Genomic DNA, 17,147 nt, shown 5'->3' with positions numbered 1-17,147 from the left:
GCGTGTTTTCATCACTCTGAACATACAAAAAGAGAAAACCTATCAGGTTCTCTCTAGATGTTAATTACTACAGTTGACATAGATCCAGAATAGCTATTGTCTTAACTCTTTTTTTACTTAAAGCCTACAACCTTGGAGTTGCAGTACATTTCAATTAAATATATTTTATAAAATATATTTAATTGAAATTACATGATTCCAAGGAAGTAACGGATGAAGAAGAAGGCAAGGACAGCACCAACAAATGGAGCAGTACCTGGCACAAGAAGTCCATATTGCCAGTCGTTGTTTACTTTATCTTTGATTGGCAAGATTTGGTAAGCGAAACGAGGTCCAAGGTCACGCGCTTGGTTCATCGCGAAACCTGTAGTACCACCAAGCCCCATACCGATAGCCCAAACGATCAAACCAACAGTGAATGGAAGCAATTCTTCATTAGCATGTTCAGCAGCCATGATAGATGTCAAGAAGATAAATGTTGCAAAGGCTTCGACGAAGTAGTTACGTGGAAGGTTACGGCAGTTAGGGTTTGTAGAGAAGATGTTACGGATAGCAACACCATCAATTTGACCTTCAGAAGCTTTAAAGTGTTCAGCATACATAAAGTAAGCAATCAAAGCTCCAAGGAAGGCACCAATCATTTCAGCGATTGCGATTGGGAAGAATTGAGCGATTGTCAATTTACCAAGAAGGAGTTTCAGCAAAGCCATAGCTGGGTTCATTGAAACACCGCCAAAGACGAACAAGCAGACAGTGATACCAAATGCCCAAGTTGTGATGGCGAATAAGTGTCCAGTTCCAGCATATTTCGTTTTCTTCAAAACGTCGTCACAGTGTACGCCAACCCCGAAGATAATCATCAAAGCTGTACTCATAACTTCTGCAAGTAATTGATGTGTCATGTTAATAAATTTCTCCTAAATTAATAAATGTATTTTTGTAATTGGTTGTAAACTTCTTGAATCGGCAACTGCATCTTCTTAGCAATCCGCTGACAGTCTTCGTATTCAAGCGTCTTCTTAGTGATGGATCCGTACTGATTGATTTTAACTGTAACGGTTCCAAATTCCGTGTCGATTTGTTCAAAACGACGTTGCATGACCTTGCGGTCAATTTGTTGGTATCGAAAACCAATGGTACTGGTTTCTTTGAACAAGAGGGTTGAAAAATCTTCCAGCTGGGTATTTTGAATCAAAAGCGTTAACTCAAAACCAGGACGATTTTTTTTCATAACGATGCTACGATAGTAGACATCCAAAGCTCCAGCATCCAAGAACCGATTTAGAATATAAGCCAGTTGTTCTGGTGTTTGATCATCGATTGTAGTGGTGATTTCAACGATGTAATCATCGGTGTGATGAACGTTGGTCGTGCTATGTGAGGCGTCTTCCTTTAATAGCGAACCGCGTAAAGCATTGAATTTTCCGGTATCTCTTTTACCAAATCCATAGCCGACACTTTGGATAGCAAAGTGGGATGGAATCGGTTCAAAGATGGGATCCAATGCTTTCAAGAGAGCTAACCCTGTTGGGGTGATCAACTCTGTTTTGACGGTGAAGTCTTGAGTGATCGGAATGGTGATTCCCCTTCTCAACTGTATGACAGCAGGAACTGGAACCGGCATTTCCCCATGGGCGACTGAGATCGTCCCACTTCCCTCTGTGAGAGGAGTGGAGTAGACTGTGTCGATCCCGAGCGATTCCACTAGGATGAAAAAGCTAACGATGTCGACGATCGAGTCAATGGCACCAATCTCGTGAAAATGAATCTGCTCAACAGGTATGTTGTGCACAGCTGCTTCAGCCTTGGCAATGTCGAGAAAGACTGCAAGGCTCTTTTCTTTTACAAAAGGACTCAGCTGAGAAGCGGCAATCAAATCGTGGATGTCTGCATAACTGCGGGCATCCGCATGGGAATGTCCATGTTCATGATCGTGATGGTGTTTATGATCAAAATCGCCTTCAATCCCTGTATCTTTCTCCACGTGGTGAAGGTGAACATCAAAGTCAGTTCCCCAGATGGCGCTTTTAGCGATATGATCAACATGGAGGTGGAAGCCATCAATTCCCAGTTTTTCGAGTTCGGAGCGAAGCAAGGTGACATCTCCCCCAAGGTCAACCAATAGACCATTGAGCATATCACCACTTATTCCAGAAAAAGGTTCTAAAAATAGACTGGTCATTCGTTTTCCTTTCGATTGTGGTTGAGTCGGTTGATCATACAAGCTGAATAAGCTGCACCAAATCCATTGTCAATATTGACGACGGTGACTCCAGAAGCACAGGAAGTCAGCATACTCATCAAAGTCGTAAGTCCTTGAAGATTGCTCCCGTATCCGATACTAGTCGGCACGGCAATTACAGGCACATCCACAAGACCTCCAACAACGCTGACAAGGGCTCCTTCCATTCCAGCGATGACAATTACCACACTGGCCTTTTGAATCTCATCTAAGCGTCTAAAGAGGCGATGAATACCGGCGACTCCTACGTCATAAATCCGATGGACCGCGTGGCCAAAGGTCTCTGCAGTTACGGCAGCTTCTTCGGCAACAGGAACGTCACTAGTCCCTGCTGTCACAATGGCAATGTAATGCTCCGCATCTACCTCTTCTTTTTTAGAGTTGAGGATGAAGCAGCGAGCTTCTGGATAATAGTGGCCGTTAGGAAAGAGCTGAGAAAGAGCCTCTCCCTTTTGGAGAGAGACCCTAGTCGCAAGGATCGGCAATTCTTTTTGTAAAAGGAATTGCATGATACCTTCCATTTGCTCAACTGTCTTTCCTTCGCCGAAGATGACTTCAGGGAAGCCATTGCGGCGTTGTCGGTCAGTATCAATTGCTGCATAGCCTAGTTCTTTCACGCCGTTAATTTGCTCCAGCGCATCCTCTACAGAGAGGTGGCCAGCTTGCAAGTCACGGAGTGTTTGTTCTAGATTTGGTTGAAAATCCATGGTAGATTCTATTCAACAACGACAGAAAGTCCGTCGCGGATAACAGTTACTTTAGCATCTTTTCCTTCACGAGCTAAGGCTTTTTCAAGCGCTTCGTCAAATGAAGTTGCAAGTTCCATGTGCATACCTGTGATCAAAGCAGGATCGACAAGGTCAGATACAAAGATAACATGGTGGTGTACCAAGATACGAGCCAAGATTTGAGAAGTCCATTGGTCTGGGACAGTTTCCAAACGAGGTGTGTTGATGGCTTGTTCCAAGAAATCCTTTGGATCTTTGACGTCAGCAAGGTTACGATAGAATCCTTCTCCACCGTGACCGTCCGCACATCCAGCAACCATGATGATAGTTCCGCCTTCTTTGTTTGAAGCTTCAGCAGCTGTCATCCCTTTAACGGCTTGGTAGATGTTTTGGTCAAGTGGGAAACCACCGTTTGTTGAAATAGTGATGTCACTTTCGACCTTAGACACGTGTGCCAAGTCTGCAACAAATTCACAACCAACTTTGTGGGCTTCAACCATGTCCCCAGCGAAAGATCCGATGATGTGTTTTTCGCCGTCCAATACAACATTGACGATGAAGGCCAATTTTGCAGTACGAGCAGCGTAAAGCATATCTTCGTGAATTGGGTTGTGGTCAAGGTTACCAGTACGTGCTTTATCAGAGTTGATGAAATCACCTGAGTGGTTCGCCATGATAGTCTTGTATGAAGCAATACCTGGAAGGACTGATTTACGTCCACCTGAGAATCCAGCAAAGAAGTGAGATTCGATGAATCCTTCTGCTAGCAACAAGTCAGCTTCAGCAGCAATCTTGTTGATGATACAATCCCCACCTGAAGGAAGTTGACCGATCTTAACCATGTCATCGTCATTTGTTGAAATGTGCATAACGATTTCTTCATTATCAACGATTTCTTGGCCGTATTTGTTGATCAATTCTTCACGAGTTGAAGGACGGTGGAAACCAGTAGCAACCAAGATACGCACGCGTGCATCAGGGTTAACTGAGCGAATGCGACGCAAAATGATTGGGGTAATGATATGAGAAGGTACAGGACGAGTGTGGTCAGAACTGATCAACACGATGTCTTTTTTACCTTTAGCGAGTTCTTCCAAAGATGGGCTGCCGATAGGGTTATCCAATGAACGTTCAACAGTTTCTTCTTCAGACAGTGGGTTATGGAAGTTTTCCGCTTTTGACTCTAACAAACCAGCAAAGTTTTCATCTGGAATCTTTGCAACAATCGTCTTTTTGTCGTACGGTAATTTAATTTCTACCATTATTTGCGATCTCCTTTATTATTAATACTTACACCAGTATTATAAGTCTTTTTTTAAAATACATAAGTATCATTTGATGTTAACAAAGGATGATATAGAATTGGTAGTATAGGTGTATTATTAGTGTTATTAAGATATCACAATAAACAGTAAAGTAATAAGAGGAAGATGCTTGTGAATTCAGAATTTTTAGTTAATTTTTTAGAAGAGAGACGAACTCCAATTATTAAGAAAAAATACCATAGTTATCTATCTTATCGAGGGGTTAAGGATGATTACATCTATATTTTAAAAGAAGGGATTGTTAAAACTAGTGTTATTATGCACGACGGACGTGAGTATAGTTTTTCTTATCTCAAAGCTATTGATATTGTTTCTTTGATTCGAGATGAAGTATCAAATTATTCAAATTCTGCTTTTAATGTGAGAGTAGAGACCGATGAAGCAAGTTTTTATCGTATTTCTCGAGTTAAATTTTGGAATTTTGTTAAGGAGCAAAAAGAACTGCAGGACTACGTATTGGATTATTATTGCCATAAGCTCTCTGAGAGTATGGAAGCTCAGCAGTATATGATGATGAATGGGAAAAAGGGAGCAGTTTGTTTTCAGTTGCAAAAACTAAGCGGCTTGTTTGGTGTAGAGCAAGAAGATGGCGTCTTGATTGATTTCAACATTACCAATGAAGATATTGCTGGCTTTTGCGGAATTTCGACGCGAAACAGTGTCAATCGCATTCTCAACGAATTAAAACGAGAAGGAGTTTTGGATATTCGACAGCAAAAAATCGTGATTTTGGATAATGAAAGGATTGAAGAATTTATAGGAAGGGAGCTATTCTAAGATGGCAACAGAAGCACAAATCAGACAAGAAAAAGAAGAAAAATTACAAGATATTTTACGGCAAATCGGAAAAGTAGCTGTTACCTATTCAGGCGGAATTGACAGTTCTTATCTCTTGAAGGTAGCCTTGGATACCTTGGGACCCGACAATGTCATTGCAGCTGTCGTGAACTCTGAGATGTTCTCAAATGAAGAGTTTGATCTAGCACTCGACTTGGCTGATCAGCTAGGAGCACCGGTGCTTGGTTTGGAAATGAGAGAATTGAGTGATCCGCGGATTGCTGCCAACACGCCCAATATTTGGTATTACACCAAACAATTGATGTACCAAACCATTAAGGATTCGGTCACGGAATTGGGATTTGAGCAATTGGTGGACGGTATGATCATGGATGATATCAACGACTTCCGTCCTGGGATCAAGGCTCGGGACGAAGCGGGTGTCCGTAGTGTCTTGCAAGAAGCAGGTCTCTATAAGACAGAAATTCGTCAATTGGCCAAGGAAAGAGGCGTCTCCAATTGGAATAAGGTGCCATCTTGTAGCGTTGCCTCACGCTTCCCATACGGGGTGAAAATCACTTCAGAAAATGTGCAACGGGTCTTTGAAGGGGAAGAGTTCCTCGTAGGGCTCGGCTTTGAGCAAGCCCGTGTGCGGGTGCATGGGGACTTGGCGCGCATCGAAGTGGAAGAAGATCGTCTGCTTGAAGCCATTCAACTGCATGACAAGATCAATGACTACATGAAGAAAATCGGATTTACATATGTAGCCTTGGATTTGGCCGGATACAAGTACGGCCGGATGAATGACTCATTGGATGAAAAAACCAAAGAAAAGATTATGGCGGGTTAAGAAATGCAGGAAGTGATAAGATTCTGGTTTGAAGAGTTGAAGCCAGAGGATTGGTTCAAAAAATCAGATGCGCTGGATCAAGAAATGCGCGTGCGTTTTGAAGAACTTTATTGGAAGGCCAATCGTGGGGAATTGTTCAGCTGGCGCGCGTCAGATCAAGGGCGTTTAGCAGAGATTTTGCTCCTGGACCAGATTCCTCGCAATATTTTTCGAGGGACGGCCCAAGCTTTTGCGACAGATTCCTTGGCCTTGGTATTGGCCCAAGAAGGCTTAGAGCAAGCCTTGGATCTACCAGTTGTACAAAGAGGATTTTTCTACATGCCTTTTATGCATTCTGAGTCCTTAGTCATTCATGAAGAAGCCCTGCGCTTGTTTGATCAACCGGGGCTCGAAAAACGCTTGAAGTATGAGAAGATGCATGTGGAGATTCTCCGACAATTTGGGCGCTATCCGCATCGCAATGCCATTTTAGGAAGACCATCGACCAAAGAAGAAGAGGAGTATTTGAAAGAACATGCAGGCTTTTAAAAGAAAAAAGGGATATTGGGTCAAGCTCTGCTGGGCGCTCCTGTTAGCTGGACTTTGCTTACTAGGCTTGAGGTCTTATCAGGGAGCGCAGGGAAAAACGGTATCTTCTCGTGATACGGTTACGATGGGCTATACTCAATTTCCGGCTAATGTTGATCCAGTCAAAGAGTACAATGGCTGGTTTACAGTGCGCTATGGGGTCGGGGAGACTTTGTTTAAAATGAATGATCAGCTACAGATCCAGCCTTGGCTTGCCACCAAAGGTGTGCAGTTGTCTCCACTTGAGTGGGAAATCACCATCCGTCAAGGGGTTCATTTCCATGATGGGAGTCTCATGACTCCTAAGACAGTCAAGGAGTCCTTGGAACACCTTTTGGCGTCCAATCAGCGGGCAGCAGGTGAATTAATGATCGAGCAAATAACAGCGACGGATCAAAGTATTCGGATCAAAACCAAAGATCCTCAACCGATCCTTTTGAACCTCTTGGCGGATCCTTATTCGACCATTATTCATGTTGGAGCTAAAGAGTCGACTGGAAAATCGGTTGTAGCGACAGGTCCTTACCAGATGACAGCTTTTCGACCAGAGAATGGTGCTAGTCTAAAGGCCTTTCACAACTATTGGAATGGGGCCCCTAAGGTACAGAAGGTCGAGATTAATTCATTTTCAGATGCGACTTCGATGAGTCTTGCCTTAGATGCAGGGGAGATCGATGCGGCTTATGGAATGCCTGCTCTCAATCTAGCTTCTTATCGCCAGAAAAAAGGCTATCGGATTTCAGAAGTCGATGGCTCGCGCTATCTTTCATATGTCTATAATTTCCGAGATCCTTGGATGCAGGATAAGACGCTACGAAAAGCTCTTGATTTGGTGATTGATCGGAATACCTATAGTCAATCGCTCTTTCAAAAGGGTTCCCAAGCCACAAGTGGTCCGTTTCCAAGTCGTTTTCCTTTTGCTTTAGAAGAGCCTGTTCCAAATGCGAATGCCAAGGAAGCAGAGAAACTCTTAGATCAAGCGGGATATTTGAAAAAAGCGGATGGTTGTCGCTATAAAGACGGTAAGAAGGTTACATTGACAGCTCTTTCTTATGATCGTTTACCTGAGATTCCTTTAGCAGTTCAGGCGACACAAGCTTCCTTGAAACAAATTGGGATCGATGTGAAGATTCGGACTGTTGAAGTAGGATCGATTGCTGCTGCAGAAGACTATTCGTTTACACCGTATACCATGGTGGCGACTCCAGTGGGTGACCCCTATCCCTTCTTTAAGAGCTCGCTGGCATCAGACGGCTCGGTTAACCTTGGAAAATACAAGAGCGCCAAGGTAGACCGATTGATCCAAGCCCTTGCGATAGAAGGCAATCAAGAGAAGCGCCAAGAGCTGAGTAAGGACCTTCAAAGGGAAATCAAAGAAGACCTACCGATTAGCTTTTTGGTGACGTTTAAGGTGGCGGTTATTATGAATGATCGCGTGTCAGGACTCACATCGAGTGCCTCAGACTATTATCATATTACCAATCAATTAAAGAAGGAATAAGGATGCTTGAACTCCAACATGTAACGGTCCAGTCCCAGGATCGGATCATTATTGAAGATTTATCGTTTCAGTTGAAAAAATCCCAAAGTCTTGCGATTGTCGGAGAAAGTGGCAGTGGGAAGTCTACCTTGTTGAAGATTTTGCTAGGGCTCCCCTTGAGAGATCTTTGGATTGCAAAGGGACAGTATAGTTGGCAAGGAAAGGAACAGCTCCAGCAGTCCACTCCCTACCCTTTCGTTGGGAATGAGATGGCTTGGGTTAGCCAGCAAGCTGGAAGATTTTTTTATGATCGACGAACCATTGAAAACCATTATAAGGACCTGGTCAACAGTCTAAAAGGGCGGACTTCCAAAGTTCGTTCTCTCAAAGAATGTATGGACCTGGTCAGTTTAGATATGAAGAAGGTTGCGCCTGCCTATCCCTTTGAATTAAGTGGGGGCATGATGCAGCGGGTGGCGATCGCTTTGTCTTTGGTCTCTTATCCTAAGATTTTGCTAGCTGATGAGCCCACCAGTGCACTGGATGTTGTCACCAAGCTAGAAATCGTGGATTTATTAGATCGCCTAAAAAGAGAAGAAGGATTGGCTCTTCTATTAGTGACACATGATATGGCAGTTGCTGCAGCTTTGACGGATCAGATGCTTGTGATCCGTGAGGGACAGGTCATTGAGCAGGGACCTACAGCCCAATTGTTGCAGTCTGCAACAGAAGACTATACAAGAGAGCTGCTTGCAGCAACCCCACGTTTACGGAAAGGAGCCTCAGATGGGCACAATATTGACCTGTAAAAATCTACAATTTACTTACCGTAATTCTGCTTCAGGGATGCAAGTAGGGCCGATTTCATTTGAGTTAGAAGAGGGGGAGAGCTTTGGGATCGTAGGAGAATCTGGGTCTGGAAAGACTAGCCTCAGTCATCTCCTGTGTCGTTTTATCACCCCTGATCAAGGGCAACTCTATTTACAGGGCCGGTCTTTTGAAGAATTTTCAACGAAAGAATTCTATCAAACGATCCAGTATATTGATCAACACCCACATGCTAGTTTTCATCCAGCACGCTCGGTTTATTCGAGTTTGATGGAAGTCTGTGATCATTTTGATCAGGTCACAACAAAAGCTGAAAAAGAAAAAGCAGTTGAAGAAGTTTTGGACGCGGTTCATCTCAATTGCCATCTGCTGCAGCAAAGACCCCAATTTTTAAGTGGTGGAGAGTGCCAGCGGGCAGCTATTGCGCGTGCTTTGCTCATCAAACCGAGAATCCTCGTTTGCGACGAGATGACCAGCGCCCTTGATATGACCATTCAAGCAGAGCTGATGCGCTTGATGGAGCAACTAAAAGATTGCTATCAGATGAATTTTGTCTTTATCTCTCATGATCTAGCCTTGGTGAGCCAATTTTGCCAACAGATATTAGTTTTAAAAGATGGACAAGTAAAAGAGATGGGAAGGACAAGTGATTGCTTAAGTGCTCCACAAAATCCTTATACTCAGGAACTGTTAGATACTTATCAGAAGCAAGAAAGGTGGCTGAATAAATGTTTCGACTAAGCTGTAAATTGTTGCTTCGTTTCTTTCTGATCTTACTAGGTGTCAGTTTGATCTCCTTCTTACTCATGTACTTAGCACCGGGAGATCCAGCTAAAAATATGTTGGCTTCGCAGGGGATTCCTTTTACAAAAGAACTGTTAGAGGCCAAGCGTTTGGAATTTGGCTTTCAGGATCCTTTCTGGGTACAGTATGGACGATGGTTGTTGGGAGTCTTCCATGGAAATCTGGGAATAACCTATCATTCGGGATCTTCCGTCGCAAAAGAGTTGGCCTTTTATTTTCCTAACACTTTATTCTTAGCAGGATTTACCTTGTTCTTAACTCTCTTGATCTCCATTCCGCTGAGTTTTATCTCAGTATTTTATAAGAAGAGCCTGATTTCTAAGGTCATTTCTTTTGCGACTGCTTTGGCCAATACCATCCCTAATTTCGTTCTAGGGATTGGTTTGATGGTGGTGTTTTCACTATATTTACATCTGTTTCCAATCCAATCAACGGTTGATCTAAAAGGAGTTGTATTGCCAGCTTTGACCTTGGCCGTAACCATGTCTAGCCGCTACATTCCCCAGCTCCAAGAAGGGGTGACAGGGATTCTCGAGTCGGATGCCGTACTGGGGGCTATGGGGCGCGGTTTGAGACGAGGACAGATCCTCGGGACAACCATTTTTCCTCAACTATTTCCTCTGCTCTTGACCTTGATCACTCTATCTTTAACCTCCTTATTAGGGGGAGTGGCAGTAATCGAGTACCTCTTTTCTTGGCCAGGAATTGGGAAAATGTTGATCACAGCTGTTCACAATCGGGATTTTCCCTTAATCCAGGGATCGGTTCTGGTCATTACAACCAGTGTCCTTCTGGTCAATACCGTTGCTGAATTTATCCAGCTCATCATTAATCCAAAACGAAAGCGTAAGGAGGGGGCCAACCATGTCATCTGATCAGATCAAACGTAACATTCGATGGGTACTAGGGTGTCTCATAGCCTTTCTTGTCTTTTTAGTACTGGTTCAGTGGTTTGGATTTGACCAAGCCAATCGGGTTGATTTACCCAATGTTTTGGCAGCACCCTCTCGTCAAGCCTTATTTGGGAAAGATGAGTTGGGCCGCGATCTCTTTGTCCGTGTATTTGTCGGAGGGGCCCATACCCTCTTGCCATCCCTTCTCGCTCTCATTTTGGTCGTCCTTTTTGGTTGCTTCATGGGGGTCTTGAGTGTCAGATTTGGTGGGATTGTGGACCGCTTTGTTCAAGTAGCTATTACGCTGTTTCAAGCCTTTCCTCCCATTATCTTTGTGATCGGAGTCGTCGGCTTCTTGGGCCTTGGGATGGAGCAAACCTTGCTGGCTATCTGTTTGACCAGCTGGACCAAGTATGCCTATCTTGTGCGCTCGCTCCTCCTTGATAGTAAAGAAGAACCGTATTTCCGCTATGCAGATATGTTTGGCAATACCTTCTGGAGTAAGATCAAGCTCTACTATCTTCCTAGTGTCTTTCCCCAAGTCGTAACGACCATGGTGTATGATTTAAATACGATTATCATGGAAATTGCAGGGATGAGTTTTATCGGTTTGGGTGCTCAGATGCCCTATGCAGAGTGGGGTGCGATGATCAATAACGGTAGAAGTTACTTACAAATAGCCCCATGGATTGTTGCTTTTCCAAGTCTCTTTCTCATCCTCTTTATTGGAGGAGTGATGTATCTAGGAAGGCTTCTCAAACAGTACTTCGCTATCCAACAAGAATATAAAAGAAGCTGATTTCTGTGTAAATCAGCTTCTTTTTGTTATATAAAGGGCAAACATCGGTGTGGCTGCGTAATTGAGTTCTTCTTCTCGGCTCCAAATTTTTGGTCCAAATTCGGTGTCAACCGTAGCTTCGACCTCTTCAAATTGATTCAAAAACTCCAGATCCCATGCGGGACGAAGGCGTTTGGTTAGTGGTAATTGGCGGGCAATCTCCTCAATCAAGGCCTCATCGACCCCTTCACCATGCCAGTAATCTTCTAATTGTTCGCTGGAAACGATCTTTAGATTATTCTCAAATTGTGAACGAATAGCAGGATCATTGAGATAAGAGTACCAGTTGGCATCATAAATAAGAAGTTGTCCACCTGGTTTGAGAGTGCGTAACCAGGCCTCATAAGCCTTTTCAGGATTTTCCAAATTCCATGTAACATTCCGCATTATAATGACGTCAAAAGATTCTGGATCAAAGTCCAACTCTTGGGCATTCATTTGTAGATAGCGAACTGTGCTTGAATTTTTTCTATATTGAAGGAGATTCTCTTGTGCAATCTGTAGCATATTTTCTGAGACGTCGATTGCAGTAACATTAGTATAACCAATTTGTGTTAACAAAATCGGAAAAAATCCGGGTCCTGTGCCGATGTCTAAAATACTAGTTGTGCTATCCTTTGGTAGACAACGTATCAGTTCATACTTCCATTTTTCTAGTTGAAGACTTTCAAGTTCTTTTTTATTTTTTTGAGAATATCCATGATAACGTTTATCCCAGTATTTTTGTATGATTTTGTATAACATGGTGACCTCTTTTTTATTCATAAAATTACTTGTAATAGTATACTACAGAAAGAATTGAAGTTCAAAGAAAAATTTGGTTTAGGCAGTTACAAATCTGGATTAATTTAATCTCAAAAATATCCTGACTTTTCTCATTAATTATTAACACGTTCAATAATAAGTGAGGTTTTTAGAATATATTTTGAGATATAGATTTGTTCGTCATTTTTTTAAATCCTCTCATTTATGTTAGACTAGTCGGGAACATTAAAAAAGAGTTTAGCACCCCCCATGAACAAATTCTTAAGAGTCCTATTTATCCTCGTCATCCTGGACATGACTGGTGCTATTATTTTTCAGCTGTTCTTCCCAACTTATATGGGAAGTCACTTGGGGTACGGCATTTCAGTTGGTTGGCAGAGGGAGATTGGTATCTGGAATGTGGCAGTTCTAATCATCCTTCTTGCTGTGAATCTCAAATACGATTGGTTTTATCTGAGAGCTGTGCTGATAGCTTTGATTATTGGAGGCCTTGTGATTGGGACTAATCATTTCCTTAGCTATCTTCAACATCATCACTCAGTCAATGCTATTGGAGTACTTGAAAATTATCTTTTAGTCTTTGGCTGGGTTGTAGGTTGGTCGCTTGAAAATTCCTCAAGAAAAACAGTTTAAGTTTTATGGGGTAACCGCTTACCTTATCCACTCTGTGATATAATAATTAATCATTATCATAATCGAGGAAAACACATGTCTAAACAACTAAAAGGGAGCTTGATGGTATTGACAGCAGGAATTGCCTGGGGATTTTCAGGAGTTTCTGGTCAATACCTAATGGCTCATGGTGTTAATGTCAATCTTTTGACGAGTTTACGTTTGCTTCTGTCCGGTATTTTACTAACGGCTTCGGTCTTTTTTAGGCAGCGAGACAAATTAGTACAAGCTATTAAAGATAGAAAAACCTTAGTAAGTATCGCCTTATTTGCTCTCTTTGGTCTGGTACTAAATCAGTACGCCTATCTTAGTGCTATTCAATACACTAATGCTGGGACAGCGACGGTCTTGCAGTATGTCACCCCAGTTATCATCCTGGCTTTTGTATGTGCAAAATATCGTAGGTTCCCAACAGCAGCAGAGCTAGTGGCGATTATCTTGGCTATTGTGGGAACCTTTACCATCGCAACGCATGGTCAGATAAGGGAGTTAGCGATTACACCTCTGGGCTTGTTCTGGGGTCTCTTTTCGGCGGTGACCTATGCACTTTATATCTTACTGCCTGCTAAGGCTATTGAAAAATGGGGAAGTTTGATTGTCATTGGTTTAGGTCTGTTGATCGGTGGTTTAATCTTTCCGATTGTTATCCAAGCCTGGAAGTATAAGCTTTCTTTGACTGGGGGAAATCTCTTAGCGCTTTTTGGTTTAATCTTCATTGGGACAGTCTTTGCTTACACCGTTTTTCTTAAGGGGACAACCATGGTTGGAGCTGTCAAAGGGAGTCTCTTGGCTTCGGTAGAACCTATAGCGTCGGTCATTTTGACCGTATTAATTATGGGGGACCGCTTCTTTGTCATTGATGTGGTTGGAATGTTTTTAATTGTTCTTGCTGTTATCATCATATCGCTTAAGAATTTAGTTACCCTTAAAAAACAAGAAAAAATTCAAAGATAAGAATGGAGCCTGAGTGATTGTGGCTCTTTTTCTATACCGTCGTGTCATTGATGTTCTTAAAAAATAGGACTTAAGTCCCACACATAAACCTTAAAAATATGGTAGAATAAGAGGTAAACTAACATTTTGGAGAGAAAATGAGTATAGACGATTACAGGCCCCATTTTATGGTGGAGGCTGTTTATGATTTGAAACCTGACCAGCTACGTGAACACGGTATTCGTGCTGTCTTGGTCGATTTGGATAATACCTTGATTGCTTGGAACAACCCTGATGGGACTCCTGAGCTACGTGCTTGGTTAGATGAAATGACAGAGGCTGACATTCCGGTGGTTGTGGTCTCTAACAACAAACATGAACGTGTTGAACGTGCGGTTGCCAATTTCCATGTGGATTTCGTGAGTCGTGCCATGAAGCCTTTCACTAAAGGCATTAATGAAGCGATTGAGCGTTACCACTTTAATCGAGACGAGGTCGTTATGGTGGGAGACCAGCTAATGACTGACATCAGAGCTAGCCACAGAGCTGGCATTCGCTCGATTTTGGTCAAGCCTTTGGTGAAATCAGATGCTTGGGTAACCAAATTTAACCGTTGGCGTGAACGTCGCATGTGGAAAAAGATTGAAAAAGCATATGGTCCAATGACCTTCAACAAAGGAATTTAATGGAAGAATTATTTTGTATTGGGTGTGGAGCCCAAATTCAAACAGAAGATAAAGAAAAAGCAGGTTTCACACCTGCTAGCTCTATTAAAAAGGCCGAAGAAACAGGTGAGTTATACTGCCAACGCTGTTTCCGTCTTCGTCATTACAATGAGATTGTGGATGTCCACATCACAGATGATGAATTTTTAAAATTGCTTCATGAAGTTGGAGACAGTGATGCCCTCGTTGTCAATGTCGTTGATATTTTTGATTTTAATGGATCAATCATACCAGGCTTATCACGCTTTGTTTCGGGTAATGATGTGCTCTTGGTCGGAAATAAAAAGGATATCCTACCTAAATCCGTTAAAGATGGTAAGGTAACCCAATGGTTGACAGAACGTGCCCATGAAGAAGGGATGCGTCCCGTGGATGTCATGTTGACGTCTGCCCAAAATCATCACGCCATTAAAGAGTTGATTCAGCGTATTGAAAAACTCCGTAAGGGTCGTGATGTTTATGTTGTCGGTGTGACGAATGTTGGTAAATCAACCTTAATCAATGCCATTATCAAGGAAATTACAGGTGATAAAGATATTATCACTACCTCTCGTTTCCCAGGAACGACCCTTGATAAGATTGAGATTCCGCTGGATGATGGTACTTATATTTTTGATACTCCAGGAATTATTCATCGCCACCAGATGGCACACTATCTGTCAGCCAAGGACCTCAAGTACGTTAGTCCTAAGAAGGAAATTAAGCCGAAGACTTATCAGTTAAATGCAAGCCAAACCCTATTCCTAGGAGGTCTTGGACGTTTTGACTTTATTGATGGTGATAAACAAGGTTTTACAGCCTTCTTTGATAATAACTTGAAGCTTCATCGTACTAAACTTGAAGGAGCAGATGCCTTCTATGATAAGCATGTTGGAAGTCTTCTCATGCCTCCTGGGCCTAAGGAATTGGCCAATTTTCCAAAACTTGTTCGTCACGAGTTCACTGTCAAAGATAAGACAGACATTGTCTTCTCAGGATTAGGCTGGATTCGTGTTCAAGGAAAAGCTGACCAACCAACCATCGTTGCCGCCTGGGCACCAGAAGGTGTTGGCGTCGTCGTACGAAAAGCGATTATTTAAACTTAATAAAGTAATTATAAGGAATAAACATGTCATTAACATCAAAACAGCGTGCCTTCCTCAAATCGGAAGCACACACTCTCAAACCTATTGTACAAATCGGGAAAAACGGTCTTAACGACCACATCAAAACTAGCGTTCGTAACGCTCTTGATGCCCGTGAATTGATCAAAGTAACCCTACTCCAAAATACCATGGAAGACATCTATGAGGTTGCTGAAATTTTGGAAGAAGAAATTGGCTGTGATACAGTCCTTAAGATTGGACGTATCTTGATTCTCTACAAAGAATCAGCTAAAAAAGAAAATCGTAAGTTATCACCAAAGGTTAAAGCCATCCAAAAATAGTTGATGACTTTTGAAACCTTAAAGGCAAAAGAACAGTTATTTAGATGATGTTTGAGTAAGAGGAGGCGTAAATGGCACTGGATCTCGTAACCCCATTTACAAAGGTTCAACTAGAAGAAGAAATCAAAGATACTGGCCGTAAGCAGGTGGGAATTTTGGGTGGAAATTTCAACCCTGTTCACAATGCTCACTTGGTTGTTGCTGACCAGGTGCGCCAGCAGTTAGGCCTTGATGAAGTTCTTCTTATGCCTGAGTTTGAGCCACCTCATGTCGATAAAAAGGAGACTATTGATGAACAGCATCGCCTAAATATGCTCATGTTGGCTATTAACGGTATCGAAGGTTTGGATATTGAAACCATCGAGTTGGAGCGCAAGGGAATCAGTTATACTTATGACACCATGAAGCTTTTGACAGAGGCCAATCCTGATACGGATTATTACTTCATTATTGGTGCTGATATGGTCGACTATCTGCCTACATGGCATCGCATTGACGAACTTATCGAGATGGTCCAATTTGTGGGTGTTCAGCGTCCTAAGTATAAGGCTGGAACCTCTTATCCAGTTATTTGGGTTGATGTGCCCCTTATGGATATTAGTTCGAGTGCAGTCAGAGCCTACATTAAGAAGGATCGCACACCTAACTTTATGGTGCCACAGTCTGTACTTGCCTACATCAAGAAAGCGGGGCTCTATAAATGACCTATGAAAAATATTTAGACTATTCTCGTGAAGAACTCCTTGAAAAAGTTCGAGCGGTCATGAGTCCTAAACGCTTCAATCATGTTCTGGGTGTTGAGAGAGCTGCTATTACTCTTGCTGAAAAGTACGAATATGATACTGAGAAAGCTGGCTTGGCTGGCCTCCTTCATGATTATGCCAAGGAACTTCCAGATCAGGAATTCTTGGAGCTTATTGATAAATATAAGCTTGATCCTGAATTGAAAAAATGGGGGAACAATGTCTGGCATGGCATGGTTGGGATTTACAAAATCCAAGAAGATTTGGGATTGACTGATTCTGATATTCTACGCAGTATTGAGATTCATACTGTCGGAAGCCATGAAATGTCAACCCTAGATAAGATTGTCTATGTGGCTGATTATATTGAGCATAACCGTAATTTCCCTTTGGTAGAGGAAGCTAGACAAGTAGCAGAGCAATCCTTGGATAAGGCAGTTGCTTTTGAAACAGTCCATACGGTAGAACACTTGGCCCACCAGGCCTTGCCGATTTATCCCCAAACTCTTGAAACCTATAATGCTTTTGTGCATTGCTTGAAAGAGGATTAG

At 42.5% G+C, this 17,147-nt stretch carries 20 protein-coding genes; 15 read left to right on the top strand and 5 right to left on the bottom strand.

The window, feature by feature from the left end:
* Positions 1-188: 188 nt before the first annotated feature.
* From larD to larA, 4 genes are read right to left on the bottom strand one after another with little or no spacing between them, the layout of a single operon-like run.
* Entirely contained in the window at positions 189-902 is a 714-nt protein-coding gene (gene larD, locus ADF62_RS00215; protein WP_048787817.1) for a D/L-lactic acid transporter LarD, read from the bottom strand.
* Between the two features lie 20 nt (positions 903-922).
* Positions 923-2,182, bottom strand: a complete 1,260-nt coding sequence (larC, locus tag ADF62_RS00210) for a nickel pincer cofactor biosynthesis protein LarC (RefSeq protein WP_048787816.1) — start codon at positions 2,180-2,182, stop codon at positions 923-925.
* Positions 2,179-2,949, bottom strand: a complete 771-nt coding sequence (gene larB, locus ADF62_RS00205; RefSeq protein WP_003093578.1) for a nickel pincer cofactor biosynthesis protein LarB — start codon at positions 2,947-2,949, stop codon at positions 2,179-2,181. The genes larC and larB overlap by 4 nt, the downstream gene beginning before the upstream one ends.
* Before the next feature lie 8 nt (positions 2,950-2,957).
* A complete protein-coding gene (gene larA, locus ADF62_RS00200) occupies positions 2,958-4,232 on the bottom strand; it encodes a nickel-dependent lactate racemase (protein ID WP_003094849.1) in 1,275 nt (424 codons plus the stop codon).
* 168 nt (positions 4,233-4,400) lie between these two features.
* Here larA and ADF62_RS00195 point away from each other — a divergent pair, with 168 nt between their 5' ends.
* The 8 genes from ADF62_RS00195 to ADF62_RS00160 are packed head-to-tail and all read left to right on the top strand — an operon-like array spanning position 4,401 to position 11,293.
* Positions 4,401-5,072, top strand: coding sequence for a helix-turn-helix domain-containing protein (locus ADF62_RS00195; RefSeq protein WP_039976358.1), 672 nt, complete (start codon positions 4,401-4,403; stop codon positions 5,070-5,072).
* A gap of 1 nt (position 5,073) precedes the next feature.
* Complete coding sequence (gene larE / locus ADF62_RS10635; protein WP_003094400.1) at positions 5,074-5,922, top strand: ATP-dependent sacrificial sulfur transferase LarE; 849 nt, start codon at positions 5,074-5,076, stop codon at positions 5,920-5,922.
* Between the two features lie 3 nt (positions 5,923-5,925).
* Positions 5,926-6,450 (top strand): DUF924 family protein, encoded by a 525-nt coding sequence (locus ADF62_RS10630; protein WP_003094652.1) that lies wholly within the window; start codon positions 5,926-5,928, stop codon positions 6,448-6,450.
* Positions 6,437-7,990, top strand: a complete 1,554-nt coding sequence (locus tag ADF62_RS00180) for an ABC transporter substrate-binding protein (protein ID WP_082162568.1) — start codon at positions 6,437-6,439, stop codon at positions 7,988-7,990. The genes ADF62_RS10630 and ADF62_RS00180 overlap by 14 nt, the downstream gene beginning before the upstream one ends.
* A gap of 2 nt (positions 7,991-7,992) precedes the next feature.
* Positions 7,993-8,778, top strand: coding sequence for an ATP-binding cassette domain-containing protein (locus ADF62_RS00175; protein ID WP_003094260.1), 786 nt, complete (start codon positions 7,993-7,995; stop codon positions 8,776-8,778).
* A complete protein-coding gene (locus tag ADF62_RS00170) occupies positions 8,756-9,538 on the top strand; it encodes an ABC transporter ATP-binding protein (protein ID WP_048787815.1) in 783 nt (260 codons plus the stop codon). Before ADF62_RS00175 ends, ADF62_RS00170 begins: the two co-directional genes overlap by 23 nt.
* The gene (locus ADF62_RS00165) at positions 9,526-10,476 is read left to right on the top strand and encodes an ABC transporter permease (protein ID WP_003093685.1); all 951 of its coding nucleotides are present in this window, start codon (positions 9,526-9,528) and stop codon (positions 10,474-10,476) included. The genes ADF62_RS00170 and ADF62_RS00165 overlap by 13 nt, the downstream gene beginning before the upstream one ends.
* On the top strand, positions 10,466-11,293 hold the full coding sequence (locus ADF62_RS00160; protein ID WP_003093916.1) for an ABC transporter permease: 828 nt from the start codon (positions 10,466-10,468) through the stop codon (positions 11,291-11,293). Before ADF62_RS00165 ends, ADF62_RS00160 begins: the two co-directional genes overlap by 11 nt.
* A gap of 12 nt (positions 11,294-11,305) precedes the next feature.
* Here the strand turns inward: ADF62_RS00160 and ADF62_RS00155 are convergent, their stop codons facing one another.
* Positions 11,306-12,076, bottom strand: a complete 771-nt coding sequence (locus ADF62_RS00155; RefSeq protein WP_082162567.1) for a class I SAM-dependent methyltransferase — start codon at positions 12,074-12,076, stop codon at positions 11,306-11,308.
* A gap of 270 nt (positions 12,077-12,346) precedes the next feature.
* Here ADF62_RS00155 and ADF62_RS00150 point away from each other — a divergent pair, with 270 nt between their 5' ends.
* The 7 genes from ADF62_RS00150 to yqeK all read left to right on the top strand — a co-directional run bounded on the left by ADF62_RS00150 (position 12,347) and on the right by yqeK (position 17,147).
* Entirely contained in the window at positions 12,347-12,730 is a 384-nt protein-coding gene (locus tag ADF62_RS00150) for a hypothetical protein (RefSeq protein ID WP_048787814.1), read from the top strand.
* 75 nt (positions 12,731-12,805) lie between these two features.
* A complete protein-coding gene (locus tag ADF62_RS00145; RefSeq protein ID WP_048787813.1) occupies positions 12,806-13,723 on the top strand; it encodes a DMT family transporter in 918 nt (305 codons plus the stop codon).
* A gap of 137 nt (positions 13,724-13,860) precedes the next feature.
* Positions 13,861-14,388, top strand: a complete 528-nt coding sequence (locus ADF62_RS00140) for a YqeG family HAD IIIA-type phosphatase (RefSeq protein ID WP_003094053.1) — start codon at positions 13,861-13,863, stop codon at positions 14,386-14,388.
* Entirely contained in the window at positions 14,388-15,506 is a 1,119-nt protein-coding gene (gene yqeH, locus ADF62_RS00135; protein WP_048787812.1) for a ribosome biogenesis GTPase YqeH, read from the top strand. Before ADF62_RS00140 ends, yqeH begins: the two co-directional genes overlap by 1 nt.
* Before the next feature lie 29 nt (positions 15,507-15,535).
* Positions 15,536-15,853 carry a ribosome assembly RNA-binding protein YhbY gene (gene yhbY, locus ADF62_RS00130; RefSeq protein ID WP_003094895.1) on the top strand — a complete coding sequence of 106 codons (318 nt, stop codon included), beginning with the start codon at positions 15,536-15,538 and terminating at the stop codon, positions 15,851-15,853.
* A 71-nt stretch (positions 15,854-15,924) separates the two neighbouring features.
* Complete coding sequence (locus ADF62_RS00125; RefSeq protein ID WP_003094587.1) at positions 15,925-16,557, top strand: nicotinate-nucleotide adenylyltransferase; 633 nt, start codon at positions 15,925-15,927, stop codon at positions 16,555-16,557.
* On the top strand, positions 16,554-17,147 hold the full coding sequence (gene yqeK / locus ADF62_RS00120) for a bis(5'-nucleosyl)-tetraphosphatase (symmetrical) YqeK (RefSeq protein ID WP_003093370.1): 594 nt from the start codon (positions 16,554-16,556) through the stop codon (positions 17,145-17,147). The genes ADF62_RS00125 and yqeK overlap by 4 nt, the downstream gene beginning before the upstream one ends.

Source organism: Streptococcus sp. 1004_SSPC, from assembly GCF_001069025.1.
GTDB classification, from domain to species: Bacteria; Bacillota; Bacilli; order Lactobacillales; family Streptococcaceae; genus Streptococcus; species Streptococcus vestibularis.
Note: the sequence above shows the minus strand (reverse complement) of the source record. Positions and strands in the feature narration are given on the sequence as shown.